Below are 20,639 nucleotides of genomic sequence, written 5' to 3' on the forward strand. Positions count from 1 at the left end.
CGACCAGGACGACGATCGAGACCAGGTTGTTCGCGATCGGGGCCCACATCATCGGCCCGAACCGGTGGCGGGCGTTGAGCACCTGGCCCACCAGCACGAACATGCCGTAGAAGAAGACCTGCGGCAGGCAGTAGCGGGCGAAGGCGACCACGGACTCGCGCTGGGCGGCCAGCTCGTGGGCGTTGTAGGCGGAGTCGAGGAACAGCCGCATCAGCCAGGGCGCGCCGATGACCAGCACGGCTGTGACGCCGGCCAGGAACAGCGCGGCCAGCGTGATGACGCGACTGGTGTAGGCCTCGCCGCCGTCGGGGTCCTGTCGCATCGCCCGCACCAGCTGCGGGACGAGCACGGCGTTGAAGACGCCGCCCGCCAGCAGGATGTAGAGCATGTTGGGCACGGTGTTCGCGATCGTGAACACGTCGGCGTGCAGCTGGACGCCGAGCGCAGCGGCCAACAGCGAGCCGCGCGCGAATCCGGTGATCCGCGAAACCACCGTGCCCGCGGCCATGACGGCGCTGGAGCCGAGGACCGAGCGGCTGGCCGCCTCGCTCACGGGGCGGGCTCGCGGCGCAGTCCGCGCCGGACGGCGCGGCGCGCGATGGTGAAGGCGAGCAGCGCGAAGGCGCCGGCCATGATGCCCCACACCAGGGAGCTGACCCGGCTGTTGCGGATGCTGAAGCGGAACGGGGTGCCGACGGCGTGGCCGTTGCTGGTCTCGGGGGTGAGCACGACCGTCCGCACCCGGCTGGCGCCGGCGGTGACGCGCAGCCGCACGGTGGTGCGCTGACCGGCGGGCAGCACGGCGGCGGTGGGCGTGGTGATGTGCAGGTCGCCGCTGGTCCGCGCGCGCAACCCGACCTTGACCGGTCGGCTCAGGTCGTTGACCAGGGTCACCGTGAACCGGCCGGTGCCCCCGGACATCGTCACCAGCGAGAAGCCCTCGACGTGGATGCCCGCCAGCCGGTCGCGCACCGACGTCGCCAAGGAGCGGGTGCTGCGCAGCGAGGTCTCCCGGTGGGCGCGGGCGTGGAACGACGCGCCCTCCAGCGCCACCTTGGTGAACTGGTCGACCACCGAGCCGGGGTCGACCAGGGCGTCGGCGTAGATCTCGGCGTCGCGGCGCACGTCGGAGACGGCGTCGATCTGGGCCGCGGAGAGCTGCAGGTCGGCCAGCGTCGAGGGGTAGGCCACCGAGGTGACGGTCGGGGCGTCGGCGGGCACGGTGTCGGCGCCCAGCCGCACCAGGCGCAGCCACGGCACGCGCAGGCCGGCGAAGAAGCCAGAGGTGCTCCAGTCCGGGCCCGGGTTCCAGCCCGCCGGCAGCTCCACGACCAGGGGGTCCTGGGTGCCGGTGCGGTGCAGCGAGGCCTCGGCCAGGATGCGCTGGCGCATGGCCAGGGCCCAGGTGGCCGGTGTCGGCGACGGCCCGCCCTGGGCGGTGGCGGTGCTGGTGGTCACCAGCGGCTGCCCGCTGCGCGAATGTGAGAGCGAGCCGGAGCCGGTCACCGCCGTGTCGGACATCAGCAGCACCGTCGAGGGGTCGAGCAGGTCGGAGAACCGCGGCGGTAGCGCCCCCTCCACCGGCGCCGCGGCCGGCGTGGCGTCGATGTCGTGGCGGGCCAGGGCCTGCTCGGAGAGCGACGCGGCCACCGAGAGCAGCGCCGGGCGGTGCCGGGCGAGGGCGGCGACGTCGGGGTCGCCGTAGCCCAGCCCCAACACGCTCTGGTGCGAGGCGACGCCGCGGAAGCGGACCAGCCAGGCCTTGGCGCGCGCGACGTCGTCCTGCTCGCTGGTGTCCTTGCTGTCGCTGTCGGACTGGGCCAGCGTCGCGACGGCGTCGAGCACCGCGGGGTCGAGCAGCATGGTCAACGGGGCGTTGCCGGCACTCTCGGCGAGCCCGAGGAGCCGCTCGAGCCGGCCGTCGGCGGAGAGCTGCGTGCGCCACCGGTCCGGGTCGCGCAGCTGGCCGGCCTCGTCGGCGTCGCGGGAGACGGCCTGGCGGAACGGCAGCACCAGCGCGACGGCGGCCCGCGGCTTCTTGCCGTCGACGACCGGCATGAAGGTGCGGGCGCGCCCGGCCACCTCGCGGCCCTCGTCGCTGGTGCCGAGCGCGTGGACGCCCATGAAGTAGACGCCGGGCTCGTCGGGGATGGTCAGCTCCGCGCGCGGGACGCGCAGGGTGAACGACGTCTGCTGTCCCGGGGCGAGGTCGCCGACGGCGACGAAGCCGTGCTCGCTGGTCAGCCGCTCGCCGACGTCGGCGTCGGCGTCGGTGGCGGCGGCCGTCGCCAGGTCCTCGGTCGAGGTGATGGGCGTGGTGGAGTCCCAGGCGTGCACGTTGATGTCGCGCCAGGTCTGCGAGGAGGCGTTGCGGACCGTCCCGACCAGCTCCACCGCGCCCTTCGTGGGGACCACCCCCGGCGAGAGCGAAATCAGGTCGACGTCGAGCGGTTCGTCGCTGTCGTCGGCCGCGCGGTCGTCGGCGCGCGAGAGCGTGCTGGTGCGGGGGGTGGGGCTCGACGTGGGGTCGGGGTGGCGCGAGGAGGCGGCCGTCGCGGCCGGGGCGGGCACGCTCACGGCCACGGTGACCAGCACCGCCAGCAGGGTCAGCAGGCCCCGAAGCCGGCTGCCGGACCCCTCTGCCACCCAGGGGACTCTAGTGGTGGCCGCTGTTGGCCCTAGGGTTGTGCCCCGTGTCCGAGCCGCCCGTCCTGAACATGGGCGAGGTGCAGGCCCGCGTCGCGCGTGAGCTGGAGCGGATCGGGCCCGTCGTCGACGAGCTGGGCGAGCGCTTCGCCGCGGCCGGCGAGGAGCTGGCGCTGGTCGGCGGGCCGGTGCGCGATGCGATGCTGGGCCGGCTGCAGCAGGACCTGGACCTGACGACGTCCGCGCGGCCGGAGACCACGGAGCGGCTGGTGGCCGGCTGGGCCGACGCGGTCTGGGACATCGGCCGCGCCTACGGCACCATCGGCTGCCGCAAGGGCGACTGGACGGTCGAGATCACCACCTACCGCTCCGAGGCCTACGACCCGGACTCGCGCAAGCCCGAGGTGGTCTACGGCGACTCGCTGGCCGGTGACCTGGGCCGGCGCGACTTCACCATCAACTCGATGGCGCTGACCCTGCCCGACCGAGGCTTCGAGGACCCCTACGGCGGCATCGTCGACCTCGCCCACCGCACGCTGCGGACCCCCGGGACGCCGGAGCAGTCGTTCTCCGACGACCCGCTGCGGATGATGCGCGCCGCCCGGTTCTCAGCGCAGCTCGGCTTCGAGGTGGCGCCCGAGGTGCTCGCCGCGATGAGCGACATGGCCGAGCGGATCACCATCGTCTCCGCCGAGCGCGTGCGCGATGAGCTGGTGAAGACGGTCATGGCGCCCGACCCGGTGCGCGGGCTGCGGGTGCTGGTGGAGACCGGGCTGGCCGCCCACGTGCTGCCCGAGCTGCCCGCGCTGGCGCTCGAGCGCGACGAGCACCACCGGCACAAGGACGTCTACGAGCACACCCTGACCGTGCTGGAGCAGTCCATCGACCTCGAGGACCGGCTCCCGGCTGCAGGCGAGGGGGGCGGCCCCGACTTCGTGGCGCGGTTCGCCGCGCTGATGCACGACGTCGGCAAGCCGCGCACGCGCCGGTTCCTCGCCGACGGCTCGGTGACCTTCCACCACCACGACGTCGTCGGCGCCAAGCTGACCCGCAAGCGGATGCAGGCGCTGCGCTTCTCCCGCGACCAGACCGAGGCCGTGGCCACCCTGGTCGAGCTGCACCTGCGCTTCCACGGCTACGGCTCGGGGGAGTGGACCGACTCCGCGGTGCGCCGCTACGTGCGCGACGCCGGCCCCCTGCTGCCCTGGCTGCACGTGCTCACCCGGGCCGACTGCACCACGCGCAACCAGCGCAAGGCCGAGCGGCTGCGCCGCACCTACGACGAGCTCGAGGACCGCATCGAGCGCCTCTCGGAGGAGGAGGAGCTCGCCTCCATCCGCCCCGACCTCGACGGCAACCAGATCATGCGGCTCCTCGGCCTCGGCCCCGGCCGCGAGGTCGGCGAGGCCTACCGCTACCTCCTCGACCTGCGCCTGGAGGAGGGCCCGCTGGGTGAGGACGTGGCGGCCGAGCGGTTGCGGGCGTGGTGGGCGGCCCGGTGAGCGTGGTCCGTTGACCAAGGCACCATGGTGAACGGACGGTTCCCACGATGTGCTGACCGTGGGAAGCGACCGTTCACCACGGCACCATGGTGAACGGACGTCCGCGGCCGGGCCTGTGGACGACGGCCCCCACCGTCGGTGACGCCTGTTAGACAGGACGCATGACCGCCGCCGCCGACGAGCGCACCGCCACCCGGGCCGACGCCGAGCACCACCTGCGCGCCCTGGTGGGCCGCGAGGACGCCGTGCTTCGCGAGGACCAGTGGACCGCGATCGAGGCGCTCGCCGTCGACCGGCGTCGCGCGCTGGTCGTGCAGCGCACCGGCTGGGGCAAGTCCGCGGTCTACTTCGTGGCCACGCTGCTGCTGCGTGCCCAGGGGGCGGGTCCGACGGTCATCGTCAGCCCGCTGCTGGCGCTCATGCGCAACCAGATCGCCGCGGCCGAGCGGGCGGGCATCCGCGCGGTGACGGTGAACTCCACCAACGTCGAGGACTGGGAGCAGGTGCACACCGCCATCGCCGCCGGCGAGGTCGACGTCCTCCTGGTCAGCCCGGAGCGGTTGAACAACCCCGGTTTCCGCGACGAGGTGCTGCCGCGGCTGGCCGAGACCTGCGGCCTGCTCGTGGTCGACGAGGCGCACTGCATCTCCGACTGGGGTCACGACTTCCGCCCCGACTACCGGCGGATCCGCACGTTGCTCCAGGACCTCCGCGCGGGGATCCCGGTGCTCGCCACCACGGCGACGGCCAACGCCCGGGTCACCGACGATGTCGCCGAGCAGCTGGGGGCCGACGTTCTCGTGCTGCGCGGCTCGCTGGACCGCGAGTCGCTGCGGCTGGCCGTCGTCGCCCTCCGCACGCCCGAGCAGCGGCTGGCCTGGCTGGCCGACCACCTCGCCGAGCAGCCCGGCTCGGGCATCGTCTACTGCCTCACGGTCGCGGCCACCCAGGAGGTGGCCGACTACCTGCGCTCGCGGGGCCTCGACGTCGCGGCGTACTCCGGGCGCACCGAACCCGCCGAGCGGCACGACCTCGAGCAGCGGCTGGCCGCCGGCGAGGTCAAGGCGCTCGTGGCCACCAGCGCGTTGGGCATGGGCTTCGACGCGACGCTCGGGTTCGTGGTCAACCTCGGTGCTCCGCAGTCGCCGGTGGCCTACTACCAGCAGGTCGGCCGCGCCGGTCGCGGCACGCCGGACGCCGCGGTCGTGCTGCTGCCGCAGATCGAGGACAAGGACATCTGGGCCTACTTCGCCTCGCTCTCCTTCCCCCGCGAGGAGCTCGTGCGGCAGACGCTCGACGTCCTCGCCGAGCACGGCACGCTCTCCACCGCGGCGCTGGAGACGTACGTCGAGCTGGGCCGCACCCGGCTCGAGCAGATGCTGAAGGTGCTCGACGTCGACGGCGCGGTGCGGCGCGTCCGCGGCGGCTGGGAGGCCACCGGTCAGTCGTGGAGCTACGACGCCGAGCGCTACGCCCGCGTCACCGCCGCCCGCGAGCGCGAGCAGCAGGCGATGCTCGACTACCTCACCACCGACGTCTGCCGCATGCGCTACCTGCGCGAGCAGCTGGACGATCCCGAGGCGACGGACTGCGGCCGCTGCGACGTCTGCGGCGGCTTCGACGTCGTCACCGCGGTGTCCGAGGACGCCGTCGCCGAGGCGGGTGCTCGACTCGCCCGACCGGGCGTCGTCGTCGAGCCGCGCAAGCTGTGGCCCACCGGGCTGGCCAACCTGGGCGTCGACCTGCGCGGCAAGGTGGCTGCGGCCTCGGAGGGCCGGGCGGTCGCCCGGCTCACCGACCTCGGCCACGGCCAGGCGCTGCGCGACCTCTTTCGCGCCGGGGTCGAGGACGGTCCGGTGCCCGACCGGCTGGTCCGGGCGGTCCTCGAGGTCGTCAACGACTGGCGTCCGCACGTCGACGGCATCGCCCAGGTCGAGTCCGCCACCCGCCCGCAGCTGGTCGGGTCGCTGGCCGAGGGTCTCTCGCGCTACCTCAAGAAGCCGCTGGTGGCCACGTGGCAGATCGTCGACCCCGACGTCCCCCCGGGCGCCGGGGCGGCGAACTCCGCCCAGCGAGTCGCGGCGGTCCGGCGCCGGGCCCGGCTGGTCGGTGACGTGCCCGCCGCCCCTGTGCTGCTGGTCGACGACCAGCTCGTCACCGGCTGGACCCTCACCCTGGCCGCCCAGGGTTTGCGCGAGGCCGGCGCCACCGACGTCCTGCCGCTGGTGCTCGCCGTCGCCGGCTGAGGGTCGCGGCCCGCGCCGACCCCGGACGTCATACGAAGGGGTCTCCCCGGCGACCGGTCCGTATGACGTCTCGAGCACCTAGAGTCCGGACCATGCGCTTCGGGCTGTGCATCCTCACCGACCTGCCGTGGGAGGAGACCGAGCCTCGCTGGCGGGCGGCGGAGGAGCTGGGGTTCGACCACGCCTGGACCTACGACCACCTGGTGTGGGGCGGGTTGCCCGAGTCGCCGTGGCGAGGCGCGATGCCGACGCTGACCGCGGCCGCCATGGTGACCGGGCGGATCGGGCTGGGCACGTTCGTCACCTCACCGAACTTCCGGCACCCGGTGGCCTTCCACCGCGAGGTCGAGGCGATCGACGAGATCTCGCGGGGTCGGTTCCTGCTGGCGCTCGGCGCGGGTGGCGACCGCGACCGAACCATCACCGGCGGCCCGCCGCTGAGTCCGAAGGAGCGGGTGGACCGGCTGCAGGAGTTCACCGACCTCACCGTCCGGCTGCGCACCGAGGACCACGTCAGCAGCCAGGGTCGGTGGTTCAGCGCCGACGACGCCCGCACGCTGCCGCGGCTGACCAGGGTCCCGCTGCTCCTGGCCGGCAACGGCCCGCGCTCGGTGCGCTACGCCGCCCGCGTCGGCGAGGGCTGGGTGACCACCGGCCTTCCCGCCGACAGCATCGAGGAGTGGTTCGCCGGGCTGGCCCGCAACGTCAGCGTCCTCGACGACGCGCTGAGCGAGGCCGGGCGCGAGCCGACGGACTTCGGTCGCTACCTGAGCCTGGACTCCTCGCCGCGCTACTCCCTCGAGAGCGCAGATCTGTTCGCCGAGCTCGTGGGCCGCTCGGCCGAGCTGGGCTTCACCGACCTGATCGTGCACTGGCCCCGGCCGCAGCCGCCGTACGCCGGGAGCGAGGACGTGCTGCACGAGGTGGCCGAGCTGCTGCCGCGGCTGCGCGGCGGCGGTGTGTGAGACCGGGTCGGCCGGCCTCAGATGTGCGGTTTGACGTACCGCTGCCCGGGCGCCACCGACACGACGAAGGCCCCCGACCGCGACGGTCGAGGGCCCTCGTGGAGCAGATCGATCAGTTCGGCGCCGGGCTGACCGGCTGGCCGTTGAGCCGCCGGAAGGTGTAGGCCGCGGCGATGACGACGATCGGGGCGGTCACCAGCAGTCCGACCAGGCACACGATCGCGCCGACGGCGAACGCGATGATGGCCAGGATGTAGAACAGCAGCGTCTCGCCGAGGTGTGAGGTCGTGAACTTGATGCTGGCTCGGATCGCGTCCATCGGTGCCAGGTTCTGGTCGACGACGTAGAACATCGTCCAGTTCAGCAGGAACCCGGCGACGATGCCCGGCAGGTAGCACAGCACGAAGCCGATGGCGGTGATGACGGAGACGAGCAGGGCGGCCACGATCACGTTCGGCTTGGTGAACCAGGCGAACACCTCGCCGACCGTGGCCGGCTTGCCGTCGGCGACGTTCAGGCCGTCCTTGATCACACCGGCGCCGAGGGCCTGGGTGATCAGGCTGACGATGAAGCCGCCGATGCCGCTGCCGAGCAATGAGACGAAGAGGCCAGGTCCGCACTGGGTCTGCACCGACTGACGGAACACGGTCTGGGTGCACGAGTGCGTACCCAGCAGCGTCGAGCGCAGCAGGATCTGGATGATCACCTCCAAGACCACGACGACCACGAAGACGACCAGGATCGGCACCAGCATCTCGCCGGGGCTGTTCTTGAACTTGCGCCAGGCGTAGCCGAAGGCGTTGGTGGCCTGGTACGGCCCCTCCTCGGCGCCCTGCCCGTAGCCGGTACCCGCCGGCGGCGGCGCGGAGCCGTACGGCGACCCGGCCGGCGGCGGCGGGGGCGGGGGCGTCGATCCCTGGCCGGGGTCACGAGGCGGAGGCGGTGGGACGGAGTCGCTCATGGAGCGAAGAGTAGAGAAAACCGCCCGCCGTGCCTATGGACACGTCGGGCGGTTTCTCAGGTGATTCTCAGCAGCTTCAGCGCTCGACCGTGCTTGGTTTCGGCTCGCCGTTCCGGCTTCGTCGCTCAGCCGGAGGCTCGCTCAACCTTCGGGCATGTCGGTCCAGCGCTGCGTTCCTCAGCGCTCGACCGTGCCCTCGATGAAGGCTTCGACGCTGGCTCGGCCCTCGTCGTCGGGGCGCTGCACCGGCGGGGACTTCATCAGGTACGACGACGCCGAGAGCAGCGGTCCGCCGATGCCGCGGTCCTTGGCGATCTTCGCGGCGCGGATGGCGTCGATGATGATGCCGGCGGAGTTCGGGGAGTCCCAGACCTCCAGCTTGTACTCCAGGTTCAGCGGTACGTCGCCGAAGGCGCGGCCCTCGAGGCGCACGTAGGCCCACTTGCGGTCGTCGAGCCACTGCACGTAGTCCGAGGGTCCGATGTGCACGTTCTTGTCGGCGATCTTGCCGCCGAGCGGACCGTGCAGGTTCGAGGTCACCGACTGGGTCTTGGAGACCTTCTTCGACTCCAGCCGCTCGCGCTCGAGCATGTTCTTGAAGTCCATGTTGCCGCCGACGTTGAGCTGGTAGGTGCGGTCGAGCACCACGCCGCGGTCCTCGAACAGCTTGGCCAGCACGCGGTGGGTGATGGTGGCGCCGACCTGCGACTTGATGTCGTCGCCGACGATCGGCACGCCGGCGTCCTCGAACTTCTTGGCCCACTCGGGGTCCGAGGCGATGAAGACGGGCAGCGCGTTGACGAACGCGACGCCGGCGTCGATCGCGCACTGGGCGTAGAACTTGTCCGCCTCCTCCGAGCCGACGGGCAGGTAGGAGACCAGCACGTCGGCACCGGTCTCGCGCAGCACCTGCACGACGTCGACCGGCTCGGCGTCGGACTCCTCGATGGTCTGCCGGTAGTACTTGCCGAGCCCGTCGAGGGTGTGGCCGCGCTGCACGGTGATGCCGGTCGGCGGGACGTCGGTGATGCGGATCGTGTTGTTCTCGCTGCTGTTGATCGCCTCGGCCAGGTCGAAGCCGACCTTCTTGGCGTCGACGTCGAAGGCGGCGACGAACTCGACGTCGCGCACGTGGTAGTCACCGAACGTGACGTGCATGAGACCCGGCACGTCCGCCGCCGGGTCGGCGTCCTTGTAGTACTCGACTCCCTGCACCAGGGAGCTGGCGCAGTTGCCCGTCCCCACGATCGCTACACGTACCGAGCCCATCGGCTTCTCCTTTGTCGTCACTTATCCGGGGTGGTGTTGGTCTGTTGGTGCTGGTGGCTGTCGCGTTCGGTCTCGATCAGCCCGGTGAGCCAGGTCAGCTCGCGCTCGACCGACTCGACGCGGTGGCGGTGCAGCTCCTGGGCGTACCGGTCGGCGCCGGCGCGCACCGGTCGGATCCGCTCCAGCCGCTCCTGCAGCCGCGCCCGGCGCCCCTCGAGCACCCGCAGCCGGACGTCGCCGGCGGACTGGGCGAAGAAGGAGAACCGGACGTCGAAGGCGTCGTCCTCCCACGCGGCCGGGCCCGACTCGCTCATCTGCGCGGCGAAGTGCTCACGGCCGGCGTCGGTGATCGTGTAGGTGATCCGCTGACGGCGGGCGACGGCGTCGGGTTCGAAGGCGTCGGTGACGTAGCCCTGCCGCAGCAGCTTCTTCAGCGCCGGGTAGAGCGAGCCGTAGCTGAGCAGCCGGCTCCAGCCCAGCAGCAGGTTGAGCCGCTTGCGCAGCTCGTAACCGTGCAGCGGCGACTCCAGGAGCAGGCCGATCACGGCCATGTCCAGCGAGTCACTGCGCTTCGTCACGATGGGTCCTCTCGATGTGTTCGCACAATATATCGAGGTGATATAAAGCGCCACGCGGTCATCGCGGGAGCGCCGTGCCACCGGCGGCGGTGCTGCCGCTGCTCCTGCTGGCCCCGCGATCGAGCAGCGAGACCGGCTCCCGCCCCGATGCCGGACGTGGGTGGCGGCGGTGAGGTGGGTCCTAGCGGGCGCCTCGTACCCTCGTTGCCGTGACTGAGCGCAAGCCCGGGCGGCGACCGGCCGCCCCCACCCGGAGCACGACCCCGGGCGGCACCAGCCGACGCCCGGCCAAGAAGGGCGGCAAGTCCGGCGGCAAGAAGCGGGGCGGGTGGCGGCGGCTGCTGCGCGTGGCGGTGATCTCGGGGCTGTGCCTGGTCATCGTGCTGGCCCTGGGCCTGGTCTTCGCCTACAACGTGACCTCGGTGCCCGACCCCAACACCGACTTCCAGACCCAGACCACGAAGGTCTACTACGCCGGCGGCAAGGCCTCCCTGGGCACGTTCGTGGACCAGAACCGCGAGTCGATCGCGTACTCCAAGATGCCCAAGTCGCTGCGCGACGCCGTCATCTCCGCCGAGGACCGCAGCTTCTGGACCAACCAGGGCATCGACCCCAAGGGCATCTTGCGTGCGGCGTTCTCCAACGCCTCCGGCAACGCCACCCAGGGCGCCTCGACGATCACCCAGCAGTACGTGAAGATCCTCTACCTGACCTCCCAGCGCACCTACACGCGCAAGCTCAAGGAGGCGCTGGTCTCGCTGAAGCTGCAAAAGCAGCAGTCCAAGCGCGAGATCCTCAAGGGCTACCTCAACACCATCTACTTCGGCCGCGGCGCCTACGGAGTGCAGGCCGCGGCGCAGGCGTACTTCCGCAAGGACGCCGACCAGCTCAACGTGCGCCAGTCGGCCGTCTTGGCCTCGGTGCTCAACTCACCGGGCAACCTCGACCCCGCCGACGGCGAGAGCGCCCAGCAGCGGTTGCTGTCTCGGTACCGCTACGTGCTGGCGGGCATGGCCAAGATGGGCAACCTCGACCCCGACCTGGCCACCCGTTACGAGCAGCGGCTGCCGGTGTTCCCGAAGATCCCGAAGTCCAACCGGCTGGCCGGCCAGAAGGGCTTCATGCTGCAGATGATCCGCGATGAGCTGAAGACCCTGCACTTCACCGACTCCCAGATCGACGGCGGCGGCCTGCGCATCACCACCACCTTCTCGAAGAAGTACATGGCCGACATGCAGAAGAGCGTCGAGGACGACCGTCCCACCGGGCTCAAGGGCCTGCACACCGGCGCGGTCAGCATCGACGTCAAGACCGGTGCCGTCCGCGCGATCTACGGCGGCCAGGACTACCTCAAGAGCTCCTTCAACTGGGCTGAGGCGGGTGCGCAGCCGGGCTCGACCTTCAAGGCGTTCGCGCTGGCGGCCGGCATCAAGGCCGGGTTCAGCCTGAAGGACACCTTCGACGGCAACTCCCCGCTCACTCTCGACGACGCCAACAAGACCGAGATCAAGAACGAGGGCTCGGGCGACGGCACCAGCTACGGGTCGGCGGTCAACCTCATCAGGGCCACCGAGGAGTCGATCAACACCGCCTTCGTCGACATGACGCAGTCGATGCCCAACGGTGGTCGCAAGATCCTCGCCATGGCCGACGCCATGGGCATCCCGGTGGACAAGACCTCGCTGCAGCCCAACCTGGGCATCTCGCTCGGCTCGGAGCGGGTGGGAATGCTCGACATGGCCAACGGCTACGCGACCATCGCCAACGCCGGCAAGGAGCACCCCTGGTTCGTGGTGCAGAAGGTCTCCGACGCCGACGGCAAGGTGCTCTACCGGGCCCGCCGCGACGACACCCAGGTGCTCGACCCCGACATCGCCGCCGACGTCTCCTACGCGCTGCAGCAGGTGGTCAGCAACGGCACCGGCACCGCGGCCCAGGCGATCGACCGCGACTCGGCCGGCAAGACCGGCACCGCGACGGCCGGCGACGACGGGCACGTCTCCAGCTCCTGGTACATCGGCTACACCCCCCAGCTGGTGACCGCCGTGATGTACGTGCGCGGTGACGGCAACGACCAGCTCGACGGCTGGCTTCCGGGCCCGTACGGCTACTTCGGGGCCGGCTACCCGGCCCACACCTGGGCCGACATCATGAGCGGCGAGCTCGAGGACGTCGACGACGACGTGAAGTTCCCCGACCCGGTCTACGTCGACGGCACGGCGCCCAGCTCGGGCCACGCGCCGTACACCCCGCCGCCGCCGTCGAAGAAGCCCAAGAAGACCAAGACCCCCAGGCTGACCTCGACGCCATCGGCGACGCCCACCTCCGCGGCGCCCACCACCGCGGCGCCCACGACCGCGGCGCCCACCACCGCGCCCCCGACGACGGCGCCGCCGGTCACCGTGACGCCGACCCCGTGAGCGAGCCCGAGCAGCCGCCCGTGCAGGCGCCGGTCCACCCCAGCCACGCCGACCCCGTGGCGCGGGCCTGGTCGGAGCGGATCGGCGGCCCGGTGGGCGGCCACGCCCGGCCGCACGCGTGGTGGACCCCGGTCCGGGTGATCCTGGCCGTGGCCACGGTGGTGTGCTGCCTGGCCCTGGTGCAGAAAGGTCCGTGCATCCAGACGCAGTGGCTCAACAACGACGTCCGCTACTCCAAGATGTGCTACTCCGACATCCCCTACCTCTACGTCGACCGCGGCCTGGCCGAGCACCACTGGCCCTACAGCGACTCCGACGGCCGCTACCAGGCGATGGAGTATCCGCCGGGCATCGTCTACGTCGCCTGGGCGGCGTCGTGGCTGACCGTCCCGTTCGCCACCGGCCCGCCGCAGAGCGTGCGGGCACACACCGAGCCGGACTCCTTCTGGGGTCTGCCCGGGATGACGCAGGAGATCAACCGCAACTTCCTGGTCAACGCGGTGATCCTGCTCGGGGTGGCGCTGCTGGCGACGTTCTGCCTGGTCGGGGCGGCCGGCCCCCGGCCATGGGACGCGATGGCCTTCGCCGCCTCACCGACGCTGTTGGTGACCGCGCTGATCAACTGGGACCTGCTGGCCGTCGCGTGCGTGGCCGGGGCGCTGTGGGCCTGGGCGCGCGGTCGGCCGGTGGTCACCGGGCTGCTGCTCGGGATCGGCACGGCGGTGAAGCTCTACCCGTTGTTCCTCTTCGGTGCGTTGCTGGTGATCTGCCTGCGCCGCCGCGACCTGCCGGCCCTGGGGCGCGCGCTCGTGTCCGGGCTGCTGGGCTGGGTGGTCCTCAACCTGCCGGCCGTGCTCACCGGCGCGCCGCAGTGGCGCTACTTCTGGCACTTCAACTCCGAGCGCGGGCCCGACCTGGGGTCGCTGTGGCTGGTCATCTCCGACTCCGCGAACCCGATCTCCGCCCACACCGTCAACGTGTGGTCGTGGCTGGTGTTCGCCCTGGCCTGCCTGGGCGTCCTGGTGCTGGGGCTGGTGGCACCCCGCACCCCTCGCCTGTCGCAGCTGGGGTTCTTGGTGCTGGTCGCGTTCTTGATGGTGAACAAGGTCTACTCCCCGCAGTACGTGCTCTGGCTGCTGCCGCTCGCGGTGCTGGCGCGGCCCCGCTGGCGCGACCTGCTGCTGTGGCAGGTCGGTGAGCTGTTCTACTTCGGGATGGTGTGGCTGCACCTGGACAACGCCCTCGCATCGGGCACCTCCGGGGGCGGCGACCCCGCCTACACCATCGCGATCCTGGTCCGGGTGGTCGCCGAGCTGTATCTGACCTCGATGATCATCCGCGACGTGCTGGTGCCCGAGTACGACGTGGTGGGTGGGGCCCCGAGTGAGGCTCCGGAGTCCGATCAGGCTCAGTCGACGACGACCCGGTCGAACCCGGTGGTGGTGTAGCGCACGCGCACGTCGACCTCCTCGCCCACCTCGGGCGGCCGGACGCCGGCGGGCAGCAGCAGCAGCGAGACCTGCATGTGGGGCGGTTCGGCGAAGAGCCGACGCTTGCCGGCCACCGTGAACGGCGACCTCGCCCACCCGGCGGCCTCCAGCCCACCGCGGGCCAGGGTGCCGGCGCGCGAGCGCACCGAGGTGTCGCCGGCCGGTGCCTCGAGCCCGATGCCCTGAGCGGTGCCGCCGGCCACGACCAGCAGCGTGCCCGAGCGGGGCGCGCTGCGTCCGCGGTAGCCGTAGGGCGTGCCCCGCTCGAGCGGGTGCACGTCGAGCACGGTGGCGCGAGGGTGCAGCGCCCCGCGGTCGCCCAGCCACAGGGCGGTGCCCACCCGGGGCCGGAAGACGTGCTCGGGATAGGAGGCGCGCAGCCGGGCCAGCTCGGTGTCGGCGAGGTGGGAGACCCAGACGGTGCGGGTGTCCAGGTCGGCGGCGACGACGTCGGTCATCAGCCGCTCGACCTCGCCCAGGTGCCCTCCGCCGCCCGTGCCGTCGGTGCCGTCGGCCAGCGGCAGGTGCAAGGCGATGCCCTCGACGCTGACGTTGCCCGGCACCGAGGCCACCGCCTCGCGCAGCCCGGTGCCGCTGAAGCCGTGGCGGCGCATCGAGGTCATCAGCTCCAGCACCACGCGCGGGCCGGTGCCGGGCAGGTCGGCGCGGCGGACCAGGTCGGCCAGGTCCTCGCTGCGGCCCACGGTGTGCACCACCCGGCGCGCCAGCGGGCCCGCCAGCGGTGCGTCGTGGAAGGGGCGCCACGGGGTGAGCACCAGCACCGAGCCGGCGAAGCGGGTGCGGACGGTCTCGATCTCGTCGTACTGACCGACGGCAACGGTGTCGGCGCCCAGCCAGGCCGAGCGCCGGGCCAGCCGGGCCAGGCCGAAGCCGTAGCCATTGCCCTTCGCCACCGGCACCAGACCCGGCTCGGCCTCAGCGGCTGACCGCAGGTGCGCGCGCCAGCGGTCGCCGTCGACGTAGAGCGTGAGCGGCATCAGCGTCGCCTCATGTAGGCACTGAAGCCGGCGTAGAGGGCCCGGTTGAGCGGCAGGTCCCACTCCCCGGCGTACTCCACGGCCTCACCGCCGGTGCCCACCTTGAACTGCACCAGCCCGGCGTGCGGGTCGGCGGGGTCCAAGGTGTCGGTGATGCCGCGCAGGTCGTAGACCTCGCAGCCGCCGGCCAGGGCGTCGCGGATCATCGCCCACTGCACCGCGTTGGACCCGCGCACCTCGCGCTTGTGGCTGCTCGAGGCGCCGTAGGAGTACCAGTAGTGGGCGCCGACGCGCACCGAGAGGGTGGCCGCCACCAGGTCGCCCTCGTGGCGCGCGGCCCACAGCCGGATCCGCTCGGGGTCCTCGGCGCCGAGCGCCGCGACCATCGTGCGGAAGTACGACAGGGGGCGCGGGGTGAACCCGTCGCGCGCCGCGGTCTCGGCGTAGAGCCGGTGGAAGTCGGCGACGTCGCAGTCGGGCGCCACCTCCACCCCGGCCTTGGCGGCCTTCTTGATGTTGCGCCGCCACAGCTGGTTCATGCCGGCCAACACGTCGTCCTCGCCGCGTCCCGCCAGCGGCAGCATGAAGTTGAACTGCGGCTGCCCTGCGGTGAACCCGCCGGTGCCGCCGAGCTGGCGCCAGCCCTGCTCGCGCAGCGTGGAGACGACGCGGGCGCCGACGACCTCGCGCTCGGTCGGCGCCAGCTCGGTCAGCGAGCCCACACCGGCGTCGGCGATGCCGTCCTTGACCTGCTGCGCGCTCCAGCGCCGGCACGCCACGGGCGGCCCGATCCGCACCCCGAAGGCACCGCGTCGCCGCAGCTCCTCGGTCATCGGGTTCAGCAGCGCGGGCAGGTCGTCGCTCGACCAGTCGAGCACCGGTCCTTCCGGCAGGTAGGCCAGGTAGCGCTTGAGCCGGGGCAGCCGACGCAGCAGCACGAGCCCGACGCCGATCAGCTCCTCGCCGGCGTACCAACCCAGCGAGAGCGAGCCCCACTCCGGCTTGACCAGCGCCCAGGCGGGGGTCTGCAGGAAGCTGGCCCCCCGCTCCCGCACGAACCCCAGGTGCGTCTCGGCATCGATGACGCGGACGCCGGGGTGGGTGGTGGAGGGCACGGCGACGACCCTAACGAGCCTCGAGCAGCCGCCGGGTGGTGCGCCACAGGGAGGCGGTGGGATCGATGATCGTGAAGTGGTCGCCGCCTACCTCGGTGAAGCTCGCGGTGCCGCCGGCCGCGCGATCGAGCGCGACGTAGCGAGTGCTCTGGTCACGAGGCACGGTGGTGTCGTCGCGCCCGCGGACGCAGGCCACCGGGCAGCCGGCCGGCACCAGCAGCGCGGGATCGCCGAGCCGGTAGCGCCGCGGCACGGCGGTGGGGCTGCCGCCCATCAACTGCTCGACCGCGCCGCCGCCGAGCTGCTCGGCGTAGCCGTGGGTGAGGTCGAGCACGCCGGCCAGGCTGACCACCCGCGCGGGCCGCACCCGAGGTGCCCCGCCGGGGGTGGCGTCGGTGCGCGCGGCCGCCCACACCGCGAGGTGGCCACCCGCGGAGTGGCCGAGCACCCGGACGTCGTCGTGGGGCACGTCGAGCGCGCGGACGTGGTCGACGCCGGCCGCGACGTCCTCGAAGGTGTGGGGCCACCCGCCGCCGTCGCCGAGACCGCGGTACTCCAGGTTCCACACCGCCCAGCCCGCCCGCTGCAGGGTGCGGGCGATCGGCGTCATCAGCGAGAGCGTGTACTGGGAGGACCAGTAGCCGCCGTGGATCGTCACGACCGTCCCCCGGGCCGTGCCCTGCGGCAGGTGGAGCTCGCCGAACCGGTGCGCACCGGAGGCATAGCGGACCCGCCGGGCTCCGGCGGCGCGCGACGGCGCGGGGTCAGACGTGCCGCAGGCCGCTGCGCCCCAGCCGACCAGCCCGGCCGCGAGCAGGCTGCGTCGGCTGCTCCTCACAGGTGCTCGCGCAGCCAGGCGAAGTCGGCCAGGTGCTCGGCCGCGCCGCCGGGGGTCTCGCACACCACCGGTGCGCCCGCCTCGCGGACGATGCCCGCGAACTCGTCGGACGGCAGCTGGCCGGAGCCGAAGTTGGCGTGCCGGTCGGCGCCGGAGTCGAAGGTGTCGCGACTGTCGTTGGCGTGCACGAGATCGATGCGGCCGGTGATGCCGAGCACCTTGGCCACCGCCGTGCCCAGCTCGATCCCGCCGGCCCAGGCGTGGCAGGTGTCGAGGCAGAAGCCGACCTGCTCGGCGCCCTCGGCGCGGGCCACGGCGTCCCAGACGCCGGCGATCCGGTCGAGCTGGCGGGCCATCGCGTTCTCCCCGCCGGCGGTGTTCTCGATGAGCAGCGGGATCTTCAGGTCGGTGGCCTCGATGGCCTTGCGCCAGTTGTCGAAACCCTTCGCGGGGTCGTCGCTCTTGTTCACGTGACCGCCGTGGACGACCAGCCCGATCGCGCCGATCTCGGCGGCGGCGTCCATGTGCTGCTGCAGCAGCTTGCGGCTGGGGATGCGGATCCGGTTGTTGGTGGTGGCCACGTTGACGATGTAGGGCGCGTGGACCACCAGGCTCACCCCGGCAGCCTGGGCCGCCTCGCGCAGCGCAGCCGCGCCGCCGGGGTAGCGGATCTCGGGACCCTGGTAGCCCTGCGGGTCGCCCAGGAACAGCTGCACCAGCGTCGTGTCGCGGGCCTGCGCCTCGGCGACCGGGTCGTTCTGCTCGACGTGGGCTCCGATGGTGAGGTCCGCCATGGTCACCAACCTAGGCGCTGCCGTGATTCGCCGATGCACCGGCGAATTGCGGCGGCGACAACCGACGTTTCGGTAGCGCCCGCCGCGATTCGGTCGCTGCTCACCCCGCCGACGGGGTCCGGTGGGCCCAGGAGCGGCGAGTCACGCCGGCGACGACGCCCGTTCCGGGCGGTGAGCGTCGCGGGTTGTCCACAGGCCGACGGGTCGGCTCTGGCGCAGTGTCGTAGGGCCGGTGCAGGATTTCGTCCGTGACGACGGCTGCGGATATGCTGGCTCGTCGCTCCGCCGAGGAGCGCGTCCCTCCTGCCACGGAACGTCCGTGGCCGCTTGAGTCCGAAGGAGGTGGGCACCTGTGCGTGCCTACGAACTGATGGTGATCCTCGACCCCGATCTCGAGGAGCGCACCGTCCAGCCGTCGCTGGACACCTACCTCAACGTGGTCCGCAAGGACGGCGGCTCGGTCGACAACGTCGACGTCTGGGGTCGTCGCCGGCTGGCCTATGAGATCGACAAGAACGCCGAGGGCATCTACGCCGTCGTCACGCTGCAGGCCGAGCCGGCCACGGTCAAGGAGCTCGACCGGCAGCTCACGCTCAACGAGTCGGTGCTGCGCACCAAGGTCATCCGGCCCGACGCCCACTGATCGACCCGACCGACCCGGTCGGTCCCCGACCCCCCCGCCACCCAGGAAGCTGGCCCCATGGCACTCAACGGAGACACCTACGTCACCGTCGTCGGCAACCTCGTCGACGACCCGGAGCTGCGGTTCACGCCCTCGGGTGCGGCCGTCGCGAACTTCCGGGTCGCCTCGACGCCGCGCACCTTCGACCGCAACACCAACGAGTGGAAGGACGGCGAGGCGCTGTTCTTGTCCTGCTCGGTGTGGCGGCAGGCCGCGGAGAACGTCGCGGAGTCGCTGCAGCGCGGCATGCGCGTCGTCGTGCACGGGCGGCTCAAGGCCCGCTCGTACGAGACCCGCGAGGGCGAGAAGCGCACCGTCTTCGAGATGGAGGTCGAGGAGGTCGGGCCGAGCCTGAAGTACGCGACCGCCAAGGTGAACCGCGTCAGCCGCAGCGGCGGCGACGGCGGCTACTCCGGCGGCGGTAACTCCGGCGGCAACTCCGGCGGCAACTCGGGCGGCAACTCCGGCGGCAGTGCTGGGGGCGGCTACTCCGGTGGCGGCTCCCAGGGGGGCAACGACCCCTGGTCCGGCGGTGGCTCCTCGGGCGGCTCCAGTGGCGGCTCCAGTGGCGGCTCGGGCGGCAGCGACCCGTGGGCCGGCAGCGGCGACGAGCCTCCCTTCTGATCAACCCATCCCATCCCACTTGATCCATTCCGGCGCGAGCCGGGCTCTTAAGGAGGAGCACCACAATGGCCAAGGCGATCATCCGCAAGCCCAAGAAGAAGGTCTGCCAGTTCTGCAAGGACAAGGTGACCTACGTCGACTACAAGGACACGAACCTGCTCCGCAAGTTCATCTCCGACCGCGGCAAGATCCGCGCCCGCCGCGTCACCGGCAACTGCGTCCAGCACCAGCGCGACGTCGCCACGGCGGTCAAGAACGCCCGCGAGGTGGCGCTGCTGCCCTACACCTCCGCCGGTCGCTGAGCAGGAAGGTCACACACTGATGAAGCTCATCTTGCTCCAGGAGGTCACCGGTCTCGGTGCCGCCGGCGACATCGTCGAGGTCAAGGACGGCTACGGCCGCAACTACCTGGTCCCCCGCGGCCTGGCCACGGCCTGGTCGAAGGGCGGCCAGAGCACGATCGACTCGATGCAGCGTGCTCGCAAGGCCCGCGCCGTGCGCGACGCCGACCACGCGGCCACGGTCAAGCAGAAGCTCGAGGCCACGACCTTCGCAGTGAAGGTCCGGGCCGGGGAGAGCGGCCGGCTGTTCGGCTCGGTCACCGTCACCGACATCGCCGACGCGATCAACGCCGCCGTCTCCGGCGACCAGGTCGACAAGCGCACCATCGTGGTCGAGAACCCGATCCGCTCGCTCGGCGGCCACCAGGTCGTGGTGAAGGTGCACGACGACGTCGAGGCCACCGTGAGCCTCAACGTCATTCCCGCCTGATCAGTCGGGACGATCCTCTGGGCGGGCCGGGTCCACGAGCAGTGGACCCGGCCCGCCGAGGTATGTCCGGCGGTGCACCCGGAACAGCGAGTAGACGCCCACCAGCACCACCAGGTACATCAGCGCCTGCGCCGGCAGCTCCAGGGGCTGCAGCCGGCCGCCGACGGTGAGCACCGGCAGCACCGCCAGCGCGGTGAAGCCCCACCCCAGCAGCCCGAAGCGCTTGGCGACGTAGTCGTCGCGCGGCTGCTGCTCGGCGCCCAACCGCCCGATCGCGCGGCACAGCACCAGGCAGGCCAGGTTCTGCGGCAGCAGCGCGGCCCACGCCCCGGCCCCCGTGACGTGGTGGGAGAGCTGGGGCAGCCACAGCGGCACGCTGACGACGCCGGCCAGCACGGCCCACCCGCGCGCGGAGGCCAGCTCGGGGAGCTGGCGGGCCAGCGGCACCAGCCCGGTCAGGACCAGCGCCCACCCGAGCGGGTCGGGCAGCGCGTCGTAGTGGCGCCAGGCCGGGTGCGGATGGGCCGGGAAGAGCGCGACGCCGAAGACGACGACCCAGCCCAGCGCGATCCGCTGCAACGGCGACACGCGGACAGGGTGTCACCCGGGCGCACCCGGGCGTGCGCGAGGGCGTGAGCCGACGCGCCGAAGCCCACAGCCACCCTCGATTGGCACGTTCAAGTGCGCTGCGGGCCCGGCTCCGTCACCGCGTCCCAGATGACGGAACGGTGAACACGGGA

19 protein-coding genes are annotated in these 20,639 nt (G+C 72.1%); 9 read left to right on the forward strand and 10 right to left on the reverse strand.

Features of this window, described 5'->3' with window-relative positions; genetic code table 11:
* Both murJ and D9V37_RS18660 read right to left on the reverse strand, forming a co-directional pair.
* The coding region (murJ, locus tag D9V37_RS18655) for a murein biosynthesis integral membrane protein MurJ (protein ID WP_332835767.1) at positions 1–553 on the reverse strand (553 nt) is incomplete at its 3' end.
* Positions 550–2,646 (reverse strand): DUF6049 family protein, encoded by a 2,097-nt coding sequence (locus tag D9V37_RS18660; protein ID WP_147455999.1) that lies wholly within the window; start codon positions 2,644–2,646, stop codon positions 550–552. The genes murJ and D9V37_RS18660, both read right to left, overlap by 4 nt.
* Positions 2,647–2,717: 71 nt before the next feature.
* On the opposite strand from D9V37_RS18660, the gene D9V37_RS18665 reads away from it, so the two are divergent.
* The 3 genes from D9V37_RS18665 (at position 2,718) to D9V37_RS18675 (ending at position 7,359) form a co-directional block, all read left to right on the forward strand.
* Positions 2,718–4,148: a CCA tRNA nucleotidyltransferase gene (locus D9V37_RS18665; RefSeq protein WP_121807927.1), complete on the forward strand. Its 1,431-nt coding sequence runs from the start codon at positions 2,718–2,720 to the stop codon at positions 4,146–4,148.
* A 161-nt stretch (positions 4,149–4,309) separates the two neighbouring features.
* Complete coding sequence (locus D9V37_RS18670; RefSeq protein ID WP_121807609.1) at positions 4,310–6,394, forward strand: RecQ family ATP-dependent DNA helicase; 2,085 nt, start codon at positions 4,310–4,312, stop codon at positions 6,392–6,394.
* A 92-nt stretch (positions 6,395–6,486) separates the two neighbouring features.
* Complete coding sequence (locus D9V37_RS18675) at positions 6,487–7,359, forward strand: LLM class flavin-dependent oxidoreductase (RefSeq protein WP_121807610.1); 873 nt, start codon at positions 6,487–6,489, stop codon at positions 7,357–7,359.
* A 112-nt stretch (positions 7,360–7,471) separates the two neighbouring features.
* On the opposite strand, the gene D9V37_RS18680 is transcribed toward D9V37_RS18675, so the two are convergent.
* From D9V37_RS18680 to D9V37_RS18690, 3 genes are all read right to left on the reverse strand, one after another.
* Positions 7,472–8,320 (reverse strand): hypothetical protein, encoded by an 849-nt coding sequence (locus tag D9V37_RS18680; protein WP_121807611.1) that lies wholly within the window; start codon positions 8,318–8,320, stop codon positions 7,472–7,474.
* Between the two features lie 177 nt (positions 8,321–8,497).
* Entirely contained in the window at positions 8,498–9,589 is a 1,092-nt protein-coding gene (locus D9V37_RS18685) for an inositol-3-phosphate synthase (protein WP_121807612.1), read from the reverse strand.
* Between the two features lie 17 nt (positions 9,590–9,606).
* Positions 9,607–10,167, reverse strand: coding sequence for a PadR family transcriptional regulator (locus D9V37_RS18690; protein ID WP_121807613.1), 561 nt, complete (start codon positions 10,165–10,167; stop codon positions 9,607–9,609).
* 209 nt (positions 10,168–10,376) lie between these two features.
* On the opposite strand from D9V37_RS18690, the gene D9V37_RS18695 reads away from it, so the two are divergent.
* Together D9V37_RS18695 and D9V37_RS18700 are read left to right on the forward strand one after the other, a co-directional pair.
* Positions 10,377–12,587: a transglycosylase domain-containing protein gene (locus D9V37_RS18695; RefSeq protein WP_232525009.1), complete on the forward strand. Its 2,211-nt coding sequence runs from the start codon at positions 10,377–10,379 to the stop codon at positions 12,585–12,587.
* The gene (locus tag D9V37_RS18700; protein WP_121807614.1) at positions 12,584–14,035 is read left to right on the forward strand and encodes a glycosyltransferase family 87 protein; all 1,452 of its coding nucleotides are present in this window, start codon (positions 12,584–12,586) and stop codon (positions 14,033–14,035) included. Before D9V37_RS18695 ends, D9V37_RS18700 begins: the two co-directional genes overlap by 4 nt.
* On the opposite strand, the gene D9V37_RS18705 is transcribed toward D9V37_RS18700, so the two are convergent.
* Genes D9V37_RS18705 through D9V37_RS18720 form a run of 4 tightly spaced genes read right to left on the reverse strand, consistent with a single transcriptional unit; the run spans position 13,996 to position 17,822 of the window.
* Positions 13,996–15,075 (reverse strand): alanine racemase, encoded by a 1,080-nt coding sequence (locus D9V37_RS18705; protein WP_121807615.1) that lies wholly within the window; start codon positions 15,073–15,075, stop codon positions 13,996–13,998. The two genes, D9V37_RS18700 and D9V37_RS18705, sit on opposite strands and share 40 nt — an antisense overlap.
* Positions 15,075–16,190 (reverse strand): lipid II:glycine glycyltransferase FemX, encoded by a 1,116-nt coding sequence (locus tag D9V37_RS18710; RefSeq protein WP_121807616.1) that lies wholly within the window; start codon positions 16,188–16,190, stop codon positions 15,075–15,077. Before D9V37_RS18710 ends, D9V37_RS18705 begins: the two co-directional genes overlap by 1 nt.
* A 10-nt stretch (positions 16,191–16,200) precedes the next feature.
* The gene (locus D9V37_RS18715; protein ID WP_121807617.1) at positions 16,201–17,028 is read right to left on the reverse strand and encodes an alpha/beta hydrolase family protein; all 828 of its coding nucleotides are present in this window, start codon (positions 17,026–17,028) and stop codon (positions 16,201–16,203) included.
* The gene (locus D9V37_RS18720; protein ID WP_121807929.1) at positions 17,025–17,822 is read right to left on the reverse strand and encodes a deoxyribonuclease IV; all 798 of its coding nucleotides are present in this window, start codon (positions 17,820–17,822) and stop codon (positions 17,025–17,027) included. The genes D9V37_RS18715 and D9V37_RS18720 overlap by 4 nt, the downstream gene beginning before the upstream one ends.
* Before the next feature lie 352 nt (positions 17,823–18,174).
* On the opposite strand from D9V37_RS18720, the gene rpsF reads away from it, so the two are divergent.
* The 4 genes from rpsF (at position 18,175) to rplI (ending at position 19,899) form a co-directional block, all read left to right on the forward strand.
* Positions 18,175–18,465, forward strand: a complete 291-nt coding sequence (rpsF, locus tag D9V37_RS18725; RefSeq protein WP_121807618.1) for a 30S ribosomal protein S6 — start codon at positions 18,175–18,177, stop codon at positions 18,463–18,465.
* A gap of 57 nt (positions 18,466–18,522) precedes the next feature.
* Positions 18,523–19,128, forward strand: coding sequence for a single-stranded DNA-binding protein (locus D9V37_RS18730; protein WP_121807619.1), 606 nt, complete (start codon positions 18,523–18,525; stop codon positions 19,126–19,128).
* A 65-nt stretch (positions 19,129–19,193) separates the two neighbouring features.
* Entirely contained in the window at positions 19,194–19,430 is a 237-nt protein-coding gene (gene rpsR / locus D9V37_RS18735) for a 30S ribosomal protein S18 (protein WP_121807620.1), read from the forward strand.
* A 19-nt stretch (positions 19,431–19,449) separates the two neighbouring features.
* Complete coding sequence (gene rplI / locus D9V37_RS18740; RefSeq protein ID WP_121807621.1) at positions 19,450–19,899, forward strand: 50S ribosomal protein L9; 450 nt, start codon at positions 19,450–19,452, stop codon at positions 19,897–19,899.
* On the opposite strand, the gene D9V37_RS18745 is transcribed toward rplI, so the two are convergent.
* Positions 19,900–20,487, reverse strand: coding sequence for a hypothetical protein (locus tag D9V37_RS18745; protein ID WP_121807622.1), 588 nt, complete (start codon positions 20,485–20,487; stop codon positions 19,900–19,902).
* Between the last annotated feature and the right edge of the window lie 152 nt (positions 20,488–20,639).

The sequence above is a fragment of the Nocardioides mangrovicus genome (genome assembly GCF_003674065.1).
GTDB classification, from domain to species: domain Bacteria; phylum Actinomycetota; class Actinomycetes; order Propionibacteriales; family Nocardioidaceae; genus Marmoricola; species Marmoricola mangrovicus.

What these genes read in the sequence shown, in the direction of transcription:
- D9V37_RS18665 (WP_121807927.1), top strand. Translation starts at nt 2,718, where the DNA reads ATGGGCGAGGTGCAGGCCCGCGTCGCGCGTGAGCTGGAGCGGATCGGG.
- D9V37_RS18670 (WP_121807609.1), top strand. Translation starts at nt 4,310, where the DNA reads ATGACCGCCGCCGCCGACGAGCGCACCGCCACCCGGGCCGACGCCGAG.
- D9V37_RS18675 (WP_121807610.1), top strand. Translation starts at nt 6,487, where the DNA reads ATGCGCTTCGGGCTGTGCATCCTCACCGACCTGCCGTGGGAGGAGACC.
- D9V37_RS18680 (WP_121807611.1), bottom strand. Translation starts at nt 8,320, where the DNA reads ATGAGCGACTCCGTCCCACCGCCTCCGCCTCGTGACCCCGGCCAGGGA.
- D9V37_RS18685 (WP_121807612.1), bottom strand. Translation starts at nt 9,589, where the DNA reads ATGGGCTCGGTACGTGTAGCGATCGTGGGGACGGGCAACTGCGCCAGC.
- D9V37_RS18705 (WP_121807615.1), bottom strand. Translation starts at nt 15,075, where the DNA reads ATGCCGCTCACGCTCTACGTCGACGGCGACCGCTGGCGCGCGCACCTG.
- D9V37_RS18720 (WP_121807929.1), bottom strand. Translation starts at nt 17,822, where the DNA reads ATGGCGGACCTCACCATCGGAGCCCACGTCGAGCAGAACGACCCGGTC.
- D9V37_RS18730 (WP_121807619.1), top strand. Translation starts at nt 18,523, where the DNA reads ATGGCACTCAACGGAGACACCTACGTCACCGTCGTCGGCAACCTCGTC.
- rpsR (WP_121807620.1), top strand. Translation starts at nt 19,194, where the DNA reads ATGGCCAAGGCGATCATCCGCAAGCCCAAGAAGAAGGTCTGCCAGTTC.
- rplI (WP_121807621.1), top strand. Translation starts at nt 19,450, where the DNA reads ATGAAGCTCATCTTGCTCCAGGAGGTCACCGGTCTCGGTGCCGCCGGC.